Origin of the sequence: Comamonas terrae, from assembly GCF_001544075.1 — a bacterium.
Classification (GTDB): domain Bacteria; phylum Pseudomonadota; class Gammaproteobacteria; order Burkholderiales; family Burkholderiaceae_C; genus Comamonas; species Comamonas terrae.
The window spans coordinates 117,177-135,136 of the sequence record NZ_BCNT01000008.1 but is presented as its reverse complement, the minus strand read 5'-3'; the positions used below and the strand labels follow the sequence as shown (position 1 = coordinate 135,136).

Here is a 17,960-nt window from a genome sequence, read left to right as displayed (position 1 = left end):
TTGCGGATAGACGGCCATGGCCCTCAGCAGCGGATATACGCCCAGCCCTGCTGCTGCATGAGCACCAGTGACTCCACCGCGCCCTGGGGCAGCACATGCATGCCGGGCGCGGGCGCCAGACCCATGTTCTGGAGAGTATTCGGGCACAGCAGCATGCGCGCCCGCGCCTGTTCGCCCAGTGCTTCGGGGGCCTGCACGGCGGCGCGCACGGCCTGGGCGTTGGCGACGATCCAGATTTCGGCATGGGGCTGGCTGGCCAGCAGGTTGCGCAGATTGCTTTGCGCACGCTCCAGGCTGGCGGGCGTGGGTGCATGCAGGGCAATGCGCAGGGGAGGCGCCGCAGGACGGGCGGGAAACAGCGTGTTCCAGTCGGGCATGGTGGGCATGGTCGGAGGGTCTGCTTTGATGGCGATAGCGGCCGGCGCTTGCCGGCCGGGAGCTTGGGGCCGATTCTGCATGCAGATCGGCAGTGGTTGCGGGCTGCCAGGGCAGAGGGCGCGCATGGCTTGCCGATTGTGGGGATCGGGAATTAACGGTCCGTTAATGGTTGCAAAAGGTAAATCTGCGATGCTCGACCGCTTTGGATGGAGCAAGAAGCGGCCGGCACGGGGCCGCACGATACGACGATGCATGTGCTGGTAGTTGAAGATAGCGCCCTGGTCGCCAGTGGAATCAAGGCAGGCCTGTGCCTGCAGGGCTTTGGCGTGGATGTGGTGGGCTCGGCCGCCCAGGCGGACGCGGCGCTCAAGTCCTCGCACTTCGATGTGTGCGTGCTGGACCTGGGCCTGCCCGACGAGGACGGCCTGCAGCTGCTGGAGCGCTGGCGCCGCCAGGGCGTGGAGCTGCCGGTGCTGGTGCTCACGGCGCGCGATGCGGTGGAGCAGCGCATTGCGGGGCTGCAGACCGGCGCGGACGACTATCTGGTCAAGCCTTTCGACCTGCACGAGCTGGCCGCGCGCCTGCATGCGCTGCTGCGCCGGGCGGCGGGCCGCAGCGTGGACTGGATCACGCTGGGCGATGTGCGCATCGACCTGGCCGCGGGCCGGGCGCAGCGGGCCGGCATGGGCGTGGACCTGTCGCGCCGCGAATGGGCCTTGCTGCGCGCGCTGCTGCAGTCGCCCGGGCGCATTCTGAGCCTGGAGCAGCTGTGCGACAGCCTGTACGGCTACAGCCAGGATGTGGAGAGCAATGCCGTGAACGTGCATGTGCACCATCTGCGCCGCAAGCTGGGCGCGGACCTGGTGGAAACCGTGCGCGGCGTGGGCTTCCGGCTGGGGCGAGCTGCCCGGGCCGGGGCTTGAGGACGGTGGCCATGCGCAGTCTGCGCGTACGCCTGGTGGTGGGGCTGAGCCTGGCGCTGTGCACCCTGTGGGGCGCGGTGGCTGCCTGGATGTTCGCGGACATGCGCCACGATCTGCGCCATATGCTGGACGAGCGCCTGATCGCCTCGGCCCGCATGGTGGCCGGCATCGTGCACCAGTTCCGCCCGGCACATGGAGCGCCGCAGGACTGGAGCTCGGTGCTCAACGTGGTGGCGCGCGACGGCGTGGCCTGCGAGGTCAGCATGGTGCGCAGCGAGGTGCGCGCCGTCGCCGCCACGGGGCCGGGGCCTGCGCGGATTCTGGCCCGCACCGAAGGCGGGCCGGGCTTCCAGGCGCCGTTGCCGCTGGGTTTTTCCACCATGGAAAAAGGCGGGCGCCTGTGGCGCGCCTATGTGCTGGAGGAGCAGGGCGTGCGCATTGCCACGGCCGACCGCATCGATGTGCGCGAGCATCTGATCCGCAGCTTTGCCTACACCATCGTCGTGCCGTTTGCGCTGGCGCTGCTGGCCAGCATGGCGCTGATGTGGTGGGCCGTGACGCGCGGGCTGCGGCCGCTGGACGCGCTGCGCCGCGAACTGGCGCGGCGCCCGCCCGGCGACGATGCCCCCGTCACGCAGGGCGCGAAGGTCAAGGAGCTGGCGCCGCTGGTGCAGGCCGTGAACCAGATGCTGCAGCGCGTGCATGGCGCCATCGAGCGCGAGCGCCGCTGGAGCGACGATGCGGCCCATGAGCTGCGCACGCCGCTGACGGCCGTCAAGACCCATGTGCAGGTGGCGCAGATGGCGGTGGCCAGTGCCAGCCGGCAGCTGGTGCTGGACCCTGCGGCGCAGCCGGCCACGGAAGAGGCGCCGCCCGTGCCGATCCCGATTGCCGAAACGCCGCAATGGAATATGGCGCGCGACGCCTTGCTGCAGGCCGGCGAGGGGGTGGAACATCTGCAGCACACCATGGAGCAGTTGCTGCTGCTGGCGCGGCTGGAATGCCAACCCGACGCCGGCGAGCGCGATGCGGCCCGCTCCGGTGCCGTGGTCTGCGGCGCCGAGCCGGGCATGGCGCTGGAAGCGCTGGAGAAGGCCTGGGAGCTGGCGGCCACGGCGATTGCGGCAGGGCAGCGCCGGCTGCAGTGGCTGCCCGGCCAGGCGCATGACGATGCGCGGCTGGAAGACCTGCAGGTGGTCGTGCCCCAGCCGCTGCTGGTGTCCGCGCTGCGCAATCTGCTTGAAAACGCCTTGCGCCATGCCGATACCTGCGGGGCCGACGGCTTGCCCACACCCGTGCACCTGGGCCTGCGCCAGGTGGCCGCATTGCCGCCGGGCCTGGCGCAATCCGCCGCCATGGCGGGCAGTGTGGCCGCCGCACCCTGCGGCTATGCGGAATTCACCGTGGCCGACCAGGGCGCCGGCCTGAGCGCCGCCGACTGCGAGGTGGCCGTGCAGCGCTTCTGGCGCAAGCAGCACCAGGCCCATGGCAGCGGGCTGGGGCTGGCCATCGTCCAGCGCATTGCGCGCTGCAGCGGCGGCCAGCTGCAGCTGCTGACGCGCGCCCAGTGGCTGGCCGAAGCGGTGCCTGCGGGGCTGCAAGAGGGCGGGCCGGCCGCCACGTCCGGCCTGGTGGCGCGCCTTTATCTGCGGGTCCCGGGCTGCGGTCTCGATGATGGCTGAGGTAGGACTTGCGGAATTCATAGCGTCTGGCGCTTGCTGGCCATCGGTTTCCCGCATAAATGCTTCTGGAAACAAGGCATGAGAAGCGCTATATGCTATTGATGATGTAGCAAGATGCAGGCCCGCACACGGGCCGCCGCCCGCCTGTTAATGCTTGCTTAATCCTGCCTGCCTATCGTGCAGCATACGTTTGGATACGGCCGTTCCGCCCGGGGCGGCCGTCGATTCTGTGCCGTTTGCCGCTTCCCTGGCAGCGGGCGGCATGCACTTTTCTCCTCCCACAATGAACCGCTTGAACACGAAGACCCTGCCACGGGCCTGGGTGGCCGCCGGCATTTGCATGCTGATGGCGACCGCCGCCTGGGCACAGGACAATGCCAAGGCAGCGCTGCAAGGCCAGGCCGCTGCCGGCGAGAAGATCGCGCGCGCGGGCTCGGCCGGCGGCGCTGCCGCCTGCGCCAGCTGCCACGGCGCCAACGGCGAAGGCCAGGCCGGCTTTCCCGCGCTGGCCGGCCAGCATGCCGGCTATCTGGTACGCCAGCTCAACCAGCTGGCCTCGGGGGCACGCCAGAATCCCGTCATGGCGCCCATGGCCAAGGCCCTGTCCGAGCAGGAGCGCGCCGATGTGGCGGCCTATTACGCCAGCCTCAAGCTCTCCATCAAGCCGGTGCGCGGGCCCTTGCCCGGCAAGAAGGACGACGACGGCGCCTGGCTGGTGGAGCGCGGCCGCTGGGCCGACGGCATCCCGGCCTGCGCGCAGTGCCACGGCCCGGGCGGCGTGGGCGTGGGCCAGGATTTCCCGGCCATCGGCCACCTGACGGCCGACTACATGCAGGCGCAGGTCGACGCCTGGAACAAGGGCCAGCGCGACGCCGGACCGCTGGGCCTGATGGGGGCCGTGGCCAGGAAGCTCACGGCCGAGGACATCCAGGCCGTGGCCACCTATTACCAGCGACTGCACGGCGGCGCAGCCCCCCAGGCAGCGCCGGCGAAACCTTGAAGCCACGGGAGTTGCATATGGCGAAACAAGAACACACTTCGAAAAGCTCCAACCTGGCCGAATACGCCGTCGTGGCCAGCCTGTTTGCCGGTCTGGGCGGTGCACTCTGGTACGGCATGCATGTGAGCACGCCTGAAAAAGCCCCGGCCACGGCGGCTGCAGCGCCGGCGCCTGCCGCGGCAGCCGTTGCCACGTCCGTCAGCACGTCGCCCCCCGGCGGTGCGTTCGCCCCGCCGGATGCGCGCGATATTCCCGACGGCCCCATGGGCGAGTGGATACGCCGCGGCGAAGCCATCTTCATGCGCACGCCGGCCAATGCCGTGGGTTTTTCGGGCAACTCGCTCAACTGCGTGAACTGCCACCTGGATGCCGGCCGCCTCAAGGGCTCGGCCCCCATGTGGGGCGCCTATCCGCTGTACCCGGCCTACCGCAAGAAGACCGACCATGTGGACACGTTCGCCGAGCGCATCCGCGGCTGCTTCATGTATTCGATGAACGGCAAGGCGCCCGACGACGGCCATGACATCCTGGTCGCGCTGGAGTCCTATGCCTACTGGATGGCGCAGAAGGCTCCGACGGGCGAGAAGCTGCCGGGCGCGGGCTTCAAGAAGGCCGGCGAGCCGGCCGAGACGCCGAGCTACGAGCGCGGGGCCCAGGTTTACGAAGCCAAGTGCGCACTGTGCCACGGCGCCGACGGCCAGGGCCAGAAGGTGGACGGCGTGGCCGTATTCCCGCCGCTATGGGGCAAGGATTCCTACAACTGGGGCGCGGGCATGCACGACATCGACAAGGCGGCCAACTTCATCAAGAACAACATGCCTTACGGCAATGCCACGCTGACGGACCAGCAGGCCTGGGATGTCTCCACCTACATCAACAGCCAGGAGCGCGGCCAGGATCCGCGTTTCACGGGCAGTGTGCAGGCCACGGCCGAGAAGTTCCATGGCGGTCCGTACTCCATGTACGGCAAGGAAGTGAACGGCAAGCTGCTCAAGGGCCTTTAAGCGCCGCCGGGCTGCCGCCGAAAAGCCAGTCCTTCACGGGGCTGGCTTTTTTATGTCTGCCTGGCTTCAAGGACACATGGAGAATGCGCGGGCAGCCATGGTTTCCGTAGGCTGCATTGCAATTGGCATGAAAAAAGCCCGGCGCAAGGGCCGGGCTGGATGCAGGACGGCAAGGCATCAGCCCAGCCAGATGTAGTGGTCCACGAGCAGGGCCGCAAACAGCAGGCTCAGGTGGATCAGCGAGAAGCGGAAGGTACGGCGCGAAAGCTCGTCCGAATAATTGCGCCACAGCGCGATCGCATAGCCGCAAAAGCCCGCGCCCAGCACCACGGCGGCCACCAGATACAGCCAGGAACTCATGCCGTACATGAAGGGCAGCAGGCAGGCCGCGAACAGCACCAGCGTGTACAGCAGGATCTGCAGCCGCGTGTATTCGCTGCCGTGGGTCACGGGCAGCATGGGCAGGCCGGACTTGCGGTAGTCTTCGACGCGGTACAGCGCCAGCGCCCAGAAATGGGGAGGCGTCCACAGGAAGATGATCAGGAACAGGATCAGCGCTTCGGGGCCGACGTCGCCGGTCATCGCGGCCCAGCCCAGCACGGGCGGCATGGCGCCCGATGCGCCGCCGATCACGATGTTCTGCGGCGTGGCCGGCTTGAGCACCACGGTGTAGATCACCGCGTAGCCGACGAAGGTGGCCAGCGTGAGCCACATGGTCAGCGCATTGGTGCAGACCAGCAGCACCGCTGCGCCCGCCGTGCACAGAATGGCCGAGAAGCCCAGGGCCTGCTGGCTCGAAAGCTCGCCGCGCGCCGTGGGGCGCCAGGCCGTGCGCTTCATGCGCGCATCGATATGGCGCTCCACCAGGCAGTTGAAGGCCGCGGCCGCGGCGGCCACCAGCCAGATGCCCAGGCAGGCCTGGGCCATGTGCAGCCACTGGCTGCCGCTGGGCCAGCCGGGAACGGCCAGCACCATGCCGATCAGGGCACAGAACACGATCAGCTGCACCACGCGCGGCTTGGTCAGCGCGTAGAACTGGCTCCAGCGCGAGGTATGGCTATCGGAAAAAACGTCGCTACTACTCATGTAAACACTCCACGACTTGCGCAGATCCGGCAACGGCAAGGCGCATTCCCTGGGGAGGCGCCTTGTATGCATGCGGGCTGGGCGTCAGTCCTGTTCTCCTTTGTGCGGGCTTGGCGGCGGCAAGCGGCTAGGCCCGTTGAGGGTTGGCATCGGCCCTGGTGACGGCCAGGCACCAGACCACAATGGTCACCAGCGCGGCGGCACCGCCCGTGTGCAGCACGGCGGCCACCAGCGGCCAGTCCAGCACCACGTTGGACAGGCCGGTCAGCACCTGCAGTATCAGAAATCCGCCCAGCAGCCGGCGCTGCGCGGCCAGCGCCGGTGCATGGCGCAGTGCCGCCCACAGGCCGGCCAGCACCGCGATCACGCCATAGGCCGCCAGGCGATGCAGATAGTGGATGGCGGTCAGCGCCTCGAAGCTGATGTGGCTGCCGTCGGCCAGCAGGCCCAGCGGCCGCCAGAGCTGCAGCGCCTGGCCAAAGTCCATGGCCGGCCACCAGCTGCCCTGGCAGGTCGGGAAGGTGGTGCAGGCCAGCACGGCGTAATTGGTGCTGACCCAGCCGCCCAGCGACACCTGGGCCACCAGCAGCACCAGCGCCAGCCACAGCAGCCAGCGCAGCCTGCGTGCGACCGAAACCAGCGTCCGCCCGGCCGCCTGCAGGCTCAGCGCCGAGGCGGGAATGCACAGCAGCGCCAGCAGGAACGTGCCGCCGAGCAGGTGCAGCGTCACGATGGCAGGAAAGAGCTTCATCGTGACCGTGAGCGCGCCAAAGGCACCCTGTATGCAGACCCAGACCAGGGCGGCGGTCGGCCACCACGGGCTGAGAGAGCCGCCGGGCCAGGAGCGACCTTCGCGGCGTACGCGCCGGGCCGCCAGCCAGGTAAGCACCGTGATCGCAATGATGAGCACACCCACTGCGGTGGCCAGATAGCGATGGATCATCTCCACCCAGGCCTTGCCGTGCGTGACGGGGCCTGTGGGCATGGCAGCCTGGGCTTCGGAAATCTGCGCCTGCGCGCCGATGGGGCTGGAGCTGCCGTAGCAGCCGGGCCAGTCGGGGCAGCCCAGGCCGGAGTCCGTCAGCCGTGTGAAGGCACCGAACAGGACCAGGTCGAAGGTGAGAAACAGCGTGAGCACGCACAGGGCCTGCAGCCTGGCATGCGCTCCCCGGCTGCGGTTGCGCCACCAGACCCAGGCCAGCGGGCCCAGGGCCAGCAGCAGGCCCAGGCACATGAGCTCCAGCACCGGCGCGAGGTTGTAGAGCGAGGAAGCGGCCGGCGTCATGTCTGATCCGCGGGACATGCAACTGCCTTGTCTGCGTCGGCGCCTGGCGACATCCGGCATCGGGCGGCAAAAGAACTCTCGCGGGAAAGGCAGGACATGGTGGACAAGGGCGGCCGTCTGTTGCGGTCTGAAAAAATGGCGGGGCAGCGGAAAAGGGCCAATGCATGCCCTCTCCCTCACGCCTGTTCAAGCAGAACAGAGACGGCTGAAGCTGGCGTGGATCTGAAAAAGCAGAACATTGCACAGGCCCGTCAGGTAAAAAAGGGCGGATGTTTGATCCGGAACAATTTTACCTGTGCCATTTCTGGCAAAGCACTCTCGTTTTGAGTGCCCCTAATGCAGCATGGGAGCGCCTAGGACAATTTGTCCTAATGCGCAGCAGCCCTGCGGGACGGGTTCGGCGCGCCTGCTCTTTGGCAGGGGAGCATTCGCCAACGCAAGAATCCCCTCGAATTGGCTTGGCACGCCATTGGCTTGAGGTACGATAGCGACTCGCTGCTGCCGGATGCGCCGGCGGCGGCGATTTCTTCTTCATGCACTTCAGGCCTGCGAAGTGCATGCCACAGGCGGGCGTCGTTCAATGGCAGGACCTGAGCTTCCCAAGCTCATGACGTGGGTTCGATTCCCATCGCCCGCTCCAGATTGCTGGATCCAGAGCAAGGCCGGCCAGGCCTCTTCGTCGTTTCCATGTGGTCCCGGATGGAGCTTCGGCGCACCGCAGGCGACGGATCCTGCCATTTCAAGTGTCCTGCGCGTCTTCTGCCCGGCTTTCCGGGAAGATGTCGGCATGCCTCTTTCCGATCACGGAGCGTGAAGCGTTTTTCGCTTGGGCCCAGGTCAGGCGCACATCGGTCTTGCTGGCCGAGCGATAGACAAAGCTGCGGTCCAGCAGTCCGCCCTGACTGGGCAGTACGGGCCTGCGCATGCCCGTCAGCAGAGGGCGCTCCCTGAAGTTTTCAGCCATACAGGGCAATCACTTGAAGCCATGTCCAGGCGAAAAGCAATGACACGCCTGCCACGGCCAGCCAGGTAGTGGCCAGCACCAGCCCGCAGAGGAGGGGATGACCATTGCGGGCAGGATTCACGGCATCACCCGCACGCTGATGGCCCGTGCATCGGGATAGCGGTACATGGCGTCAAGCACGGCCATGGCACTGGAACGGAACAGGCCTGTGTATCGCAGGCAGCCTATGGTGACGAGGCAGGTTTTCATGGCTATTTGCTCCTTGGTGATGGCGCCAGATGCTTGATGCATAAGCGCCGAGGCATGCTTCGATCGTTTGGTTCTCCATCAGGAAAAAGAGCGGGGCACCCGGCTTGGGGTCTATCGGTGGCAGCATCCAGGCTGCCTCGATCCACACCCGGTTCTGGTTGAACCACGCTCTGTGCTGATGGGCCTGGTCTGTGCCAGGCGGGATACTGATACTGTTATTTTATACAGTATTTTCCTGAGGTGGCAAGCTGTCCGTTGCAGCCGGCCGTCGCTGTGTCCAGCCGGTACATCGGTTTACAGCCTGTCAACCCACGGTGCCTAGACTGAAGCTGCATATGAGAAGGGATTGCCATGAAACAGCTTCTGTTCCTGGCTGCAGCCGTGCTGTCGCTGGCAGGCTGCATCGCGTCGCCCCCCGACCACAGGCATGGAGGGCAAGATCAGGGAGAAAGGGACCAGGGCGGCGAATACAGCCGCAAACCGAGCCCTGACATGCGCTCGGGCGATGGTTTCGGTCCGGATGGGCAGTGGGACTCGCGCAACTGCATACCTGATCGCGGCTGCTGACGCCGTCAGGGCTGCAACTCCTGTGACTATTGCGTAGCAGCGTTGCCCGGATGGCTGGCCGGCCCGGCTTCATCTTCCGAGGGAATGAAGAACAGATACTCGCCGGGGCCCATTTCCGGTGTGATGACATAGCCCTGGCAGTGCTGGCTCCTGCATTTGACGATGACGGCCCTGGGCCAAATGGTGGCCGAGGTGGGATAGCCTGGCAGGTATTGGGGCACGTGCCAGACGCCGTAGTTGCCCACGGGCTGGGCAATGTCCTCGCCTGCCTTGCTTTGCTCGCCGCTGCCAAATGGCATGCGGTCGATGGTGAGAGGTGCATTGGTTGCTGGCGGCGTCAGCATGGCCGACCAGGCCGGCAATCCGCCGCCGACCAGCCAAAGAGCCAGCAGCGGAAGGCGCGGAAACAGGGATCTGGGCATGATGGTCTCCGTACAGGCAGAGAATGCGGCCTGTCAGTTGTTGTAGAGACTCGAAGTTCGCGGGTCCTCCGTCACGGACAGGGCCGCTGCGCCTTCCGGTGCACCGACAGGACCGGTCAAGGCCATGTCGGAAGAACGGGCTGAGACTGTGGCCGTGCTGGCGGTAATGCCCTCTGCCGAAGCATCGGGCCCATAGTTGGCACGCCGCTCCTGCAACGTCATGGATTGGGGACATTTGGTCCCTGTGATCTCCAGTGCAACCCGGGCCGAGGGGTCCATGCAATCCATGGCCAGCGATGCAGCCTTCATGCCCTTGTTCCAGAGTTCACGACTCATCTTGAGGCGTTTGCAATGCTCGTCGGTCCAGGTGGTGCCAAAGCTCACGCCAAACCCTGCACCATTGGCGCTCCCGCTGCTGCTGCCCATGCAGGTGTCGTTGCTGGTTGTCAGATTGGGACCATTCACACTGGGCACGTTTTTCATGGTGTAGCTGCCCGTGTATTGAACGATGTTCCTCGTAGTGCCGCTCGCGACGGTATTGACGTTCTGCGTGGTCGTTCCGCTGGTGGTGATGTTCTGGTCCGAGCGGCTGTCGATGGTCTGTACCGGCGGCGTCACGAAAGTAACAGACTGTTGATTTCCTACAGCGTTGCTGCTCGCCATGCTCTCGCTCGTCTCAGGCGTTTGGGCAAGACCGCCCAGGCTGACGAAGAGTCCCAGCAAACCAATTAGCACTCTCATGATCTTCTCCTTGGCCCCCGGCCAGCCCGTAGGGACTGGCCAAGGTGCGGGCACAACAGTGCAGCGAAAGGTCTCAGTGGGCGTTTGCCAGCGAGCCGGCAATTGCAGAGCCCGAAGTTCCGCCTCCGTTGGACCAGGCCGCGGCATTGCCTGCGACACCGGTGTTCTGGAACACGCTGGAGCCCGTCGATCCTGCTCCGGAAGTCGTGTTAGTCCAGGTACCACCAGGAGCCGAGATGGCTGCGGACGTTGCACCGTAGCCCGACTGTGTGCCGGAAGTGTTGTTGACCACGGCAATGCCTCCGCCAGGCCCTGCAGCAGTCACTGCCATATTGTTGGTATTGGATTGCGCTCCTCCGTATGCCACGCCGCTGACCGAAGCGCCAGGAGCGCTGGAGCCATAGCCGGCAATTGCGCCCGAATTTGCGGAGGAGGTGGCTTGTGCGCCTCCCAAGGCCGCGCCATTGCCCGAAGTGACGGCCAGGCTATGCACCGTGCCGGAGGTGGTGGCACTGCCGCTCACCCCGGCGCTGCCAGCAGCAAAACCGGGAACCGCGAAGGAGCCACCGCTGGCATGGGCAGTGGCGCCGGCGTCAGACGTCGCACTGTTGAGGCTCAGCGCACTGCCATTGCCCGAACTGCCCGCTGTAGACACCGTACCCGACGACGAACTGGTCGAGGTCGTTGTTGCGGCAATGCTGGAGCTGCTGACAGCTGCCGAGGCCATGCCGGCCACGGCGATGACAGCCATAGCAATCAGAGATTTTTTCATGATCGTCCCTTTGAAAAGCCAGTTCCCAGAATGTTGGGAGGGTTGAGATGACAGACTGCTTGCCCGGTTGGGCAACGCAGATCCAACGGAACCTTCTGCAGTAGTGAAAGGCATCAAATCGGTCCTTTCAAAAATGCTTTCGGTCCTAAGCAGTTTCGGCAGGGATATCAAAAATAAAAATACCTTATTTATTTTTCAAGCTTCAGCAAATATTGTGTACTTGAGTCCCACGGGAATTCATTTATTTTGTCGTGAATCTTGCTATAGAATTTGAATTAAATTTCGGAAATTTTATGTGGTAATCAAAGGTAAATTTCTATTCTTAATGTTCTATAATTTATGCGTCTTCATATTTTGATAGGTACTGCATTAAAGCTAAATATGTCTGAATATTGATTAGTCAATAAATCGAATTTAATTCAACGGTGAAATTTTATTTGCAGAGATGAAGGTAAAGGAACCAAGAGATACCTTGAAAATATGTGTTGCTTTGTAATTTTGGTAAATTTGACGCAGTTTTTGACAATTTTTATAGATTTTGGGTGGTGTTGCTTTTAGTTTGCGCTTCAAGGGAGGAAATTTTCTTCTTCCCGGGTTTATGGGGCGCAACATGTCCGTTTTGTCCAGGGCTTCAGAAGCCGCAACCATGCCGAATCAACACTTGCTGGCCATGGATCCCCATCTATGGCCCCATGACATGGTGGGGCAGGAGGGTCAGCCCGTACGGGTGTTTGTGGTTGACGACGACTGCCACGCACGCCGAGTGATTGCGCAAGGTCTAATGGCGGACAGCCGCACGCTGCTGGTCGGACAGGCTGCCAATCTGCGGGAGGCACGCAAGAACATACGCCAGCAGGAATTCGATGTGCTCATCGTCGACCTGAATCTAGGAGATGGCGAGGGGCTGGAACTGCTGGAGTTCGCGCGCAATCTGTATCCGAGCGTGCTGTCCATTGTGGTGTCGGTGACAGAGCGCGATGACAAGGTACTGCAAGCCTTCGAGCGGGGAGCGGTAGGCTATCTCCTCAAGAACTCATGGTTCGATGACTATCCCCAGGCCGTTCTACAGGTTGCCAACGGGGGGGCCTCGATTACTCCCGTTCTGGCCAGAAAGCTGCTGTCCCATCTGGGGAAAGCGCCTGCAAAGTTCTCTCTTTCTGAAGAGCCTTTGCCGGATGATCAGCTTTCCGCACGGGAATGTGAAATCCTCAAGATGATTGCTTGTGGCTATACCGGACCCGAGGTGGCCAGTTTCCTGAAAATAAGCGCCTTGACGGTCAATACACATATCAAGAATATTTACAGAAAACTGCAAACTCATACAAGAGCTCAGGCGGTACGCGCGGCATCTTTGAAAGGATGGCTCTGAAAAGCAAATGCTGGGAAATTCCATTAAAAGGATAAGGATCCCCATATAGAGGTCACCATGGAATCGCGGCGCATTTTGGGTTGGCAGGTTTCATGCAATTTATTCCAGTCGATGGTACTGCTAACTTGGTGTTTTGATAGCTCCTTGAAGCATAAGGCAGACCTGCAAGCCATCAGTTTGATTGCAGCCTTATGCAGCTTGATGCTTGTATTGAGTTCAATACGCAGATTCGCCAGCATGTTTCAATTGAAGATGCAGAAAAGCTTGGAGATACCCACGGCAATCCAGGCGGAAAGAAAACGCATTGCCAGTGATCTGCACGATACATTGGGATGCCAGCTGGTTCAGGCGCTGTCCTTGATTGATACGCAAGATCAAGACGGTAAAAACCATATCAAGGATATCCTCGAGCGAGCCTTGCTGGATTTGAGGCTTGTTGTGGATTCGATGGATGCGCAGGACGATGGTTTGGTGTCCCGCTTGGCACGATTGCGCCACCGTCTGGAGCCTGCCTTGCGGCATAAAGGGATACAGCTGCACTGGCAGGTCAGCGATCCTGAGCTGGGGGTAGGTTCACGCTCAGCCGCCTCTTTGCCTTGTGGGAGGCGGGCGCAGCAGGTATTGGCCATTGTCCAAGAATGCATGAGCAATGCGATGACACATGCCAATGCCACGGAAATCTGGGTCACGCTTGAACCGTATGAACAAGGCCATTCACAAGGTTACGGCTGGAACTGGCGTCTTTGTATAGAAGACAACGGCGACGGTTTTGACCTTCGCACTACCCTGGCGGATGCATCTAAATCCGGCCATGGGCTGCCGGGCATGTTCCGCCGTATGAACGACATAGGCGGCGATCTGCATATCCACCCGAGGCATGGTGGAGGAACACAGGTGCTGCTGCGCTGGCGAAGCGGGTCGAGCTGCCGACAATGAGCCAACCAGGCAGCGCATTGCCTGCATCGCCAGCCTTGAAGAGCTAAAAGATCAGGATCAGCTAGCGAAGCGCAGGCATGCGCGTGAAACAAAGCGCTCGATACTTTTGCGGCGCTGAACGCGTGCGAATTGCAAGCAGTCGATGGCAATGCTGACACAGCCCGCACCGGCGATGCACCCGAACAGCAAGGTGAATTGGGGGAAGAATGTCCACAGGGCGGTTGACGCAGAGGCCACTACCGCGAGGGAACTCCAGCTTCTCAAAAAAGCGGCACGCATGAACTGGCGCTGCTGGATTTTGTTGAGGATGGCTGCGGCAACAGCCTTCTTGCATTTCCCAACGAGCTTGTGGCTCCTGACCATGTCTGTTCCCTCTCGATATTGTGGTGGTTGTGTTTCTATTTGTATCAGGCTCCTGGATTCTATGGAGGTCGACGTCTTTTTGCCATGGTTGACTGGCCTTTGAAAAGACCTGTTCAGACCTTAAATGCACTGGCTCTGCCAACGTCAGCAAGGCTTTATTGCTTGGATTTTGAGAGCGGAAAAATATTTTTCTCAGGCAAGCTGGACTGTTGCATAAAGGAACAGCTGTCCAGGGAGATGCATTAGTCCAGCCAGCCGACGCGGCCTTGGCCGTTTTCGTTGAGCAGGTCCACAAATGCAGTGGATTGCGGTTGGGGCAGCTGTATGTGCATGGTGACAAGACTGCCATGCTCGACGCTGACAAGTTCGGCCCCGGCGGCTTCTATCTGGCGGCGAATCATGCCTTCGAGCGCATACGGCGCAGCGCAGCGCAGCAGGCACATGCGCTGGATGGCAACCTTCTCGGCCTGCATCAGCGCTTGGGCTACCGCATCGGTATAGGCGCGCACCAAGCCACCTGCGCCCAGCTTGACACCACCGAAATAGCGCACCACGGTTGCCAGCACGCCTTCCAGACCCTGGTGGCGCAACACATCGAGCATGGGGCGGCCCGCGGTCCCGCTTGGCTCGCCATCGTCCACAGCGGCCGACTGGCCACCGGCCAGCAAGGCCCAGCACACATGATTGGCTCCTGGATGCTGGCGCCGCAGCTGCTCGACTACGGCCTGGGCACTGGCTCTGTCGGTCATGGGTTGGACGCAGCCAATGAAACGACTTTTCTTGATGATGAGATCGCTGTGCGCTGCTGTTCGGAGAGTCTGGGGCATAGAGGACGGCAGCATAGCGTGAAAAGGGCACTGCCTTTCCCTATGCCGCCCGGGCTGCGTGCCCATGCTTGCGGGATTATCTGGATCGAAAACGCATAGACATGTTTCTTCTTCCTACATACGCAAGAGGGCATGAGCTGTAAGCTTTTTGCAAAGGAGTGCAGCCATGGACATGCCCAAGACTTCGAACAACGCTTTGACCGAGCATACGTTCGGTCGCGAACACTTTTCTCCTCCGCCGCTCCAGCAGGAACTGGGGGAAGGCATGAAGGCCGCGGGACAAGCCGAAGAGGACGCGTTGGATTGGGTTCAGCGTATCCGCAATGTCGGCGAGTGGTAGCGGCCTGCCGAGAACCGGCGAAAGCTCAATCCCCGATTGAGCTTACCGGCTGCTGCGCTGATTTGTTGAGCCCGCTTTCCATCCGTGCATCTGCACTCCTAAAAACGCAGACCGGCAGGGTTATCCGCTGCCGTTGAACCAGGTGGCGGGGTGGCTGCCGGGCGCGTTGCTTCGGCTGGCGTGTCTGTGGCAGCCTGTTTCAATGGCTGTTCTTCGGCCATGGGCTTTGTCAGCTTGGCAGCGGGAGGCGGTTGGTAGCCCGTGGGAAGCTGGGACTTTGCAGGATAGCCTGCAGCACTGAGATACTCCCCCCAGATGTTCTCGGCAAAGCCGTTCAGATGCTGCTGCCCGATGGTGGCGAACGGAAGGGAGTTCTGGCCACTGAGTTTTTGCAGGGCCGCCTGATCGGCGCTTGTCTCCACCAGCCATTCCGCGAAAGGTATGCCGCGCGCCTGCAGAAAACAGCGAGCCTCATCGCAGGGCTGACAATCCTTGGCGGAATACAGGGCAACTGGATAGCGGCTGGCAGTCTGGCGCAGCGCATAGGGCAGTGAGGCATTGCCTGCGGGCGGCGACGCGGGAGCAGCCGTTGGGGCGGATTCCATTCTTTGGCCGCTCTGGAGGACAGGCCGGTCGGAGAACGTCACCCGCCCGTCCGGCCCCACACTTTTGTAGATGCCCTGGGCCTGCCCCATGGAGACACCCAGGCAGGCTGCAAGCACGGCCATCTGCAACAGGGTATTGCGGCTTCGCCGTCCGAAGCGCAAAAAAGAAGAGGTAGCGGAAAAGTCGTTCTGTGGCATGAGCAAGGCGTAGGTCATGGCTGAAAAGGCCGACCTAGCTTAGCGCAGCTATCCGCCGCCAGACAGCAAAAGGCGCAGCAACCGGCACCTTTTGCAGGAGGCTGAAGAAGTGCCTGTTCAGGCCTGGGCCATACCCTGATGGCGCAGCAAAGCGTCGAGCTGGGGCTCGCGGCCGCGGAAGGCCTTGAAGGACTCCATGGCCGGGCGGCTGCCGCCGGCTTCGAGGATGGATTGGCGGTACTTGCGGCCGGTCTCGGGGTTGGGCGAGCCGTCGGGCAGGACCGTTTCCTCGAAGGCCGCATAGGCATCGGCGGAAAGCACTTCCGCCCACTTGTAGCTGTAGTAGCCCGCGGCGTAGCCGCCCGCAAAGATGTGGCTGAAGGTATGGGCCATGCGGTTGTAGGCCGTCGTGGGCAGCACGGCCACTTCCGAGCGCACCCTGGCCAGCAGAGGCATGAAGTCATCCGCAGGGCTATGCTCGGTATGCAGCAGCATGTCGAACAGCGCGAACTCGATCTGGCGCAGCGTCTGCATGCCGGACTGGAAATTCTTGGCGGCAATCATCTTGTCGTAGAGTGCGCGGGGCAGCGGCTCGCCCGTGTCCACATGGGCGGTCATATGCTTGAGCACATCCCACTCCCAGCAGAAGTTCTCCATGAACTGGCTGGGCAGCTCCACGGCATCCCATTCCACGCCGGCAATGCCCGAGACGTCGCGATCGTTGACCTGGGTGAGCATGTGGTGCAGCCCGTGGCCTGTCTCATGGAACAGCGTGATCACATCGTCGTGCGTGAGCAGCGGCGGCTTGCCTTCCACACCGGCCGCGAAGTTGCAGACCAGATGGGCCACAGGCGTCTGCAGCTGGTGGGTGTCGGGGCGCAGCCAGCGCGTGCGTACATCGTCCATCCAGGCGCCGCCGCGCTTGCCCTTGCGGGCTGCGGGGTCCAGGTAGAACTGGCCGACCAGCTGGCCTTCGCGCTCGATGCGGTAGAACTCCACGCTGGAATTCCAGACCGGTGCCTCGTCGCGGCGGATGGAGACTTCGAACAGGGTCTCCACGATCTTGAACAGGCCTGCCAGCACCTTGGGCGCGGGAAAATATTGCTTGAGCTCCTGCTCGCTGAAGGAATAGCGGGCTTCCTTGAGCTTTTCGCCGATGAAGGCCCAGTCCCAGGGCTGGGGATCGGCGATATCCAGTTCCTTGCGGGCGAACTCGCGCAGGTCTGCCACATCCTTTTCGGCATAGGGGCGGGCCCGGCGCGCCAAGTCCCGCAGGAAGTCGACGACCTGCCTGGGCGAATCGGCCATCTTGGGGACCAGCGACACTTCGCCGAAGTTGGCATAGCCGAGCAGTTGGGCTTCCTCCTTGCGCAGCGCCAGGATTTCCTTCATCACTTCTGTGTTGTCGAAGCGCTTGGCTTCACCTTCGGCCTGATCGGAAGCGCGGGTCACATAGGCGTGATAGAGCTTTTCGCGCAGCGCACTGCTCCTGGCAAACTGCATGACCGGCAGGTAGCAGGGCATTTTCAGCGTGAGCTTGAAGCCTGGCTTGCCTTCGGCTTCCGCGGCGGCACGCGCTGCCTGCTGCACATCGGCGGGCACGCCGTCCAGCTCCTCGGCCGTGGCGTAGTAGGCAAAGGCATCGGTGGCATCGAGAGCGTTTTCGCTGAACTTCTGGGCCAGCTCGGCAGAGCGTGCCTGGATCTGCGCAAAGCGTTCCTTGGCCGCGCCCTGCAGCTCGGCGCCCGACAGCACGAAGCCGCGCATTGCATGGTCCCAGGCTGCGCGCTGCTCCTTGTTCAGGCTGGCGGGGTCAATGGCCTTGTATTTGGCATACAGGCGCTCGTCGGCGCCCAGATTCGTCCAGAACTCGGTGACCTTGGGCAGAACCTGGTTGTACGCTGCACGCAGCTCGGGCGTATCGGCCACGCTGTTGAGGTGGTTGACGGCTGCCCAGGCCGTGCCCAGCTTCTCGGTGGCGACATCCAGCACGGCGGAGATGGCTTGCCATTGCGCAGGAAAACCGGGCGCCGTGACGGTCTCCAGCGCCTCGCTGGCGCGCGCCAGCAGGATGTCGATGGCAGGGCCCACATCCGCAGGCGTGATGCGGTCGAACAGGGGCAGGTCGGAGGATTCGAGAAGTGGATTGCTCATGCTGTATCAGTTTCCGGCAAAAACCGGGAAATCAAGCGCTGGCCAGGACGGGAAGTTGCTATGGCTGCGATAGCGTCAGCCTGAGGTCAGCGTCC

20 protein-coding genes and 1 tRNA gene are annotated in these 17,960 nt (G+C 62.8%); 9 read left to right on the top strand and 12 right to left on the bottom strand.

Going from position 1 to position 17,960, the window contains the following annotated elements; all coding sequences use genetic code 11:
- Nucleotides 1–23: 23 nt before the first annotated feature.
- Nucleotides 24–386 carry a DsrE family protein gene (locus Cte04_RS13455; RefSeq protein WP_066478387.1) on the bottom strand — a complete coding sequence of 121 codons (363 nt, stop codon included), beginning with the start codon at nucleotides 384–386 and terminating at the stop codon, nucleotides 24–26.
- 240 nt (nucleotides 387–626) lie between these two features.
- Between Cte04_RS13455 and Cte04_RS13450 the strand changes: the two genes are divergently transcribed.
- The 4 genes from Cte04_RS13450 (at nucleotide 627) to Cte04_RS13435 (ending at nucleotide 4,987) form a co-directional block, all read left to right on the top strand.
- Nucleotides 627–1,301 (top strand): response regulator, encoded by a 675-nt coding sequence (locus Cte04_RS13450; protein ID WP_066478798.1) that lies wholly within the window; start codon nucleotides 627–629, stop codon nucleotides 1,299–1,301.
- Nucleotides 1,302–1,312: 11 nt separating this feature from the next.
- The gene (locus Cte04_RS13445; protein ID WP_066478808.1) at nucleotides 1,313–2,983 is read left to right on the top strand and encodes an ATP-binding protein; all 1,671 of its coding nucleotides are present in this window, start codon (nucleotides 1,313–1,315) and stop codon (nucleotides 2,981–2,983) included.
- A gap of 283 nt (nucleotides 2,984–3,266) precedes the next feature.
- The gene (locus tag Cte04_RS13440; RefSeq protein ID WP_066478384.1) at nucleotides 3,267–3,983 is read left to right on the top strand and encodes a c-type cytochrome; all 717 of its coding nucleotides are present in this window, start codon (nucleotides 3,267–3,269) and stop codon (nucleotides 3,981–3,983) included.
- 17 nt (nucleotides 3,984–4,000) lie between these two features.
- Nucleotides 4,001–4,987 (top strand): c-type cytochrome, encoded by a 987-nt coding sequence (locus Cte04_RS13435; RefSeq protein ID WP_066478382.1) that lies wholly within the window; start codon nucleotides 4,001–4,003, stop codon nucleotides 4,985–4,987.
- 177 nt (nucleotides 4,988–5,164) lie between these two features.
- Here Cte04_RS13435 and cyoE read toward each other — a convergent pair whose 3' ends face one another.
- Nucleotides 5,165–6,073: a heme o synthase gene (gene cyoE, locus Cte04_RS13430; RefSeq protein ID WP_066478380.1), complete on the bottom strand. Its 909-nt coding sequence runs from the start codon at nucleotides 6,071–6,073 to the stop codon at nucleotides 5,165–5,167.
- Nucleotides 6,074–6,200: 127 nt separating this feature from the next.
- Nucleotides 6,201–7,376 (bottom strand): COX15/CtaA family protein, encoded by a 1,176-nt coding sequence (locus Cte04_RS13425; RefSeq protein WP_245633373.1) that lies wholly within the window; start codon nucleotides 7,374–7,376, stop codon nucleotides 6,201–6,203.
- A gap of 548 nt (nucleotides 7,377–7,924) precedes the next feature.
- Between Cte04_RS13425 and Cte04_RS13420 the strand changes: the two genes are divergently transcribed.
- Nucleotides 7,925–7,998 (top strand) — tRNA-Gly (locus Cte04_RS13420).
- Nucleotides 7,999–8,097: 99 nt separating this feature from the next.
- On the opposite strand, the gene Cte04_RS13415 is transcribed toward Cte04_RS13420, so the two are convergent.
- Together Cte04_RS13415 and Cte04_RS22150 are read right to left on the bottom strand one after the other, a co-directional pair.
- A complete protein-coding gene (locus Cte04_RS13415) occupies nucleotides 8,098–8,322 on the bottom strand; it encodes a hypothetical protein (protein ID WP_066478367.1) in 225 nt (74 codons plus the stop codon).
- A gap of 117 nt (nucleotides 8,323–8,439) precedes the next feature.
- On the bottom strand, nucleotides 8,440–8,571 hold the full coding sequence (locus tag Cte04_RS22150) for a hypothetical protein (protein WP_281178779.1): 132 nt from the start codon (nucleotides 8,569–8,571) through the stop codon (nucleotides 8,440–8,442).
- A 351-nt stretch (nucleotides 8,572–8,922) separates the two neighbouring features.
- On the opposite strand from Cte04_RS22150, the gene Cte04_RS13410 reads away from it, so the two are divergent.
- Nucleotides 8,923–9,138: a hypothetical protein gene (locus Cte04_RS13410; RefSeq protein WP_157081998.1), complete on the top strand. Its 216-nt coding sequence runs from the start codon at nucleotides 8,923–8,925 to the stop codon at nucleotides 9,136–9,138.
- 26 nt (nucleotides 9,139–9,164) lie between these two features.
- On the opposite strand, the gene Cte04_RS13405 is transcribed toward Cte04_RS13410, so the two are convergent.
- The 3 genes from Cte04_RS13405 to Cte04_RS13395 form a co-directional block, all read right to left on the bottom strand.
- Entirely contained in the window at nucleotides 9,165–9,560 is a 396-nt protein-coding gene (locus Cte04_RS13405; RefSeq protein WP_157081996.1) for a hypothetical protein, read from the bottom strand.
- A gap of 33 nt (nucleotides 9,561–9,593) precedes the next feature.
- On the bottom strand, nucleotides 9,594–10,301 hold the full coding sequence (locus tag Cte04_RS21840) for a hypothetical protein (protein WP_174522929.1): 708 nt from the start codon (nucleotides 10,299–10,301) through the stop codon (nucleotides 9,594–9,596).
- Nucleotides 10,302–10,374: 73 nt separating this feature from the next.
- Complete coding sequence (locus tag Cte04_RS13395) at nucleotides 10,375–11,187, bottom strand: hypothetical protein (RefSeq protein ID WP_441529266.1); 813 nt, start codon at nucleotides 11,185–11,187, stop codon at nucleotides 10,375–10,377.
- 532 nt (nucleotides 11,188–11,719) lie between these two features.
- Between Cte04_RS13395 and Cte04_RS13390 the strand changes: the two genes are divergently transcribed.
- A complete protein-coding gene (locus Cte04_RS13390) occupies nucleotides 11,720–12,442 on the top strand; it encodes a LuxR C-terminal-related transcriptional regulator (protein WP_245633372.1) in 723 nt (240 codons plus the stop codon).
- A gap of 57 nt (nucleotides 12,443–12,499) precedes the next feature.
- Nucleotides 12,500–13,378: a sensor histidine kinase gene (locus tag Cte04_RS13385; protein WP_066478361.1), complete on the top strand. Its 879-nt coding sequence runs from the start codon at nucleotides 12,500–12,502 to the stop codon at nucleotides 13,376–13,378.
- A 57-nt stretch (nucleotides 13,379–13,435) separates the two neighbouring features.
- On the opposite strand, the gene Cte04_RS13380 is transcribed toward Cte04_RS13385, so the two are convergent.
- Entirely contained in the window at nucleotides 13,436–13,741 is a 306-nt protein-coding gene (locus tag Cte04_RS13380) for a hypothetical protein (protein ID WP_066478358.1), read from the bottom strand.
- Between the two features lie 242 nt (nucleotides 13,742–13,983).
- Nucleotides 13,984–14,568, bottom strand: coding sequence for an IMPACT family protein (locus tag Cte04_RS13375; protein WP_066478353.1), 585 nt, complete (start codon nucleotides 14,566–14,568; stop codon nucleotides 13,984–13,986).
- 166 nt (nucleotides 14,569–14,734) lie between these two features.
- Between Cte04_RS13375 and Cte04_RS21770 the strand changes: the two genes are divergently transcribed.
- On the top strand, nucleotides 14,735–14,908 hold the full coding sequence (locus Cte04_RS21770; protein ID WP_169798050.1) for a hypothetical protein: 174 nt from the start codon (nucleotides 14,735–14,737) through the stop codon (nucleotides 14,906–14,908).
- Between the two features lie 98 nt (nucleotides 14,909–15,006).
- Here Cte04_RS21770 and Cte04_RS13370 read toward each other — a convergent pair whose 3' ends face one another.
- Entirely contained in the window at nucleotides 15,007–15,729 is a 723-nt protein-coding gene (locus tag Cte04_RS13370) for a DUF4124 domain-containing protein (protein ID WP_245633371.1), read from the bottom strand.
- Between the two features lie 99 nt (nucleotides 15,730–15,828).
- The gene (locus Cte04_RS13365; protein ID WP_066478349.1) at nucleotides 15,829–17,865 is read right to left on the bottom strand and encodes a M3 family metallopeptidase; all 2,037 of its coding nucleotides are present in this window, start codon (nucleotides 17,863–17,865) and stop codon (nucleotides 15,829–15,831) included.
- Nucleotides 17,866–17,960 lie beyond the last annotated feature (95 nt).

Coding starts and splice junctions, on each gene's coding strand:
- Cte04_RS13455 (WP_066478387.1), bottom strand. CDS start 386: ATGCCCACCATGCCCGACTGGAACACGCTGTTTCCCGCCCGTCCTGCG.
- Cte04_RS13450 (WP_066478798.1), top strand. CDS start 627: ATGCATGTGCTGGTAGTTGAAGATAGCGCCCTGGTCGCCAGTGGAATC.
- Cte04_RS13445 (WP_066478808.1), top strand. CDS start 1,313: ATGCGCAGTCTGCGCGTACGCCTGGTGGTGGGGCTGAGCCTGGCGCTG.
- Cte04_RS13440 (WP_066478384.1), top strand. CDS start 3,267: ATGAACCGCTTGAACACGAAGACCCTGCCACGGGCCTGGGTGGCCGCC.
- Cte04_RS13435 (WP_066478382.1), top strand. CDS start 4,001: ATGGCGAAACAAGAACACACTTCGAAAAGCTCCAACCTGGCCGAATAC.
- cyoE (WP_066478380.1), bottom strand. CDS start 6,073: ATGAGTAGTAGCGACGTTTTTTCCGATAGCCATACCTCGCGCTGGAGC.
- Cte04_RS13425 (WP_245633373.1), bottom strand. CDS start 7,376: ATGTCCCGCGGATCAGACATGACGCCGGCCGCTTCCTCGCTCTACAAC.
- Cte04_RS13415 (WP_066478367.1), bottom strand. CDS start 8,322: ATGGCTGAAAACTTCAGGGAGCGCCCTCTGCTGACGGGCATGCGCAGG.
- Cte04_RS22150 (WP_281178779.1), bottom strand. CDS start 8,571: ATGAAAACCTGCCTCGTCACCATAGGCTGCCTGCGATACACAGGCCTG.
- Cte04_RS13410 (WP_157081998.1), top strand. CDS start 8,923: ATGAAACAGCTTCTGTTCCTGGCTGCAGCCGTGCTGTCGCTGGCAGGC.
- Cte04_RS13405 (WP_157081996.1), bottom strand. CDS start 9,560: ATGCCCAGATCCCTGTTTCCGCGCCTTCCGCTGCTGGCTCTTTGGCTG.
- Cte04_RS21840 (WP_174522929.1), bottom strand. CDS start 10,301: ATGAGAGTGCTAATTGGTTTGCTGGGACTCTTCGTCAGCCTGGGCGGT.
- Cte04_RS13395 (WP_441529266.1), bottom strand. CDS start 11,187: ATGCCTTTCACTACTGCAGAAGGTTCCGTTGGATCTGCGTTGCCCAAC.
- Cte04_RS13390 (WP_245633372.1), top strand. CDS start 11,720: ATGCCGAATCAACACTTGCTGGCCATGGATCCCCATCTATGGCCCCAT.
- Cte04_RS13385 (WP_066478361.1), top strand. CDS start 12,500: ATGGAATCGCGGCGCATTTTGGGTTGGCAGGTTTCATGCAATTTATTC.
- Cte04_RS13380 (WP_066478358.1), bottom strand. CDS start 13,741: ATGGTCAGGAGCCACAAGCTCGTTGGGAAATGCAAGAAGGCTGTTGCC.
- Cte04_RS13375 (WP_066478353.1), bottom strand. CDS start 14,568: ATGCCCCAGACTCTCCGAACAGCAGCGCACAGCGATCTCATCATCAAG.
- Cte04_RS21770 (WP_169798050.1), top strand. CDS start 14,735: ATGGACATGCCCAAGACTTCGAACAACGCTTTGACCGAGCATACGTTC.
- Cte04_RS13370 (WP_245633371.1), bottom strand. CDS start 15,729: ATGACCTACGCCTTGCTCATGCCACAGAACGACTTTTCCGCTACCTCT.
- Cte04_RS13365 (WP_066478349.1), bottom strand. CDS start 17,865: ATGAGCAATCCACTTCTCGAATCCTCCGACCTGCCCCTGTTCGACCGC.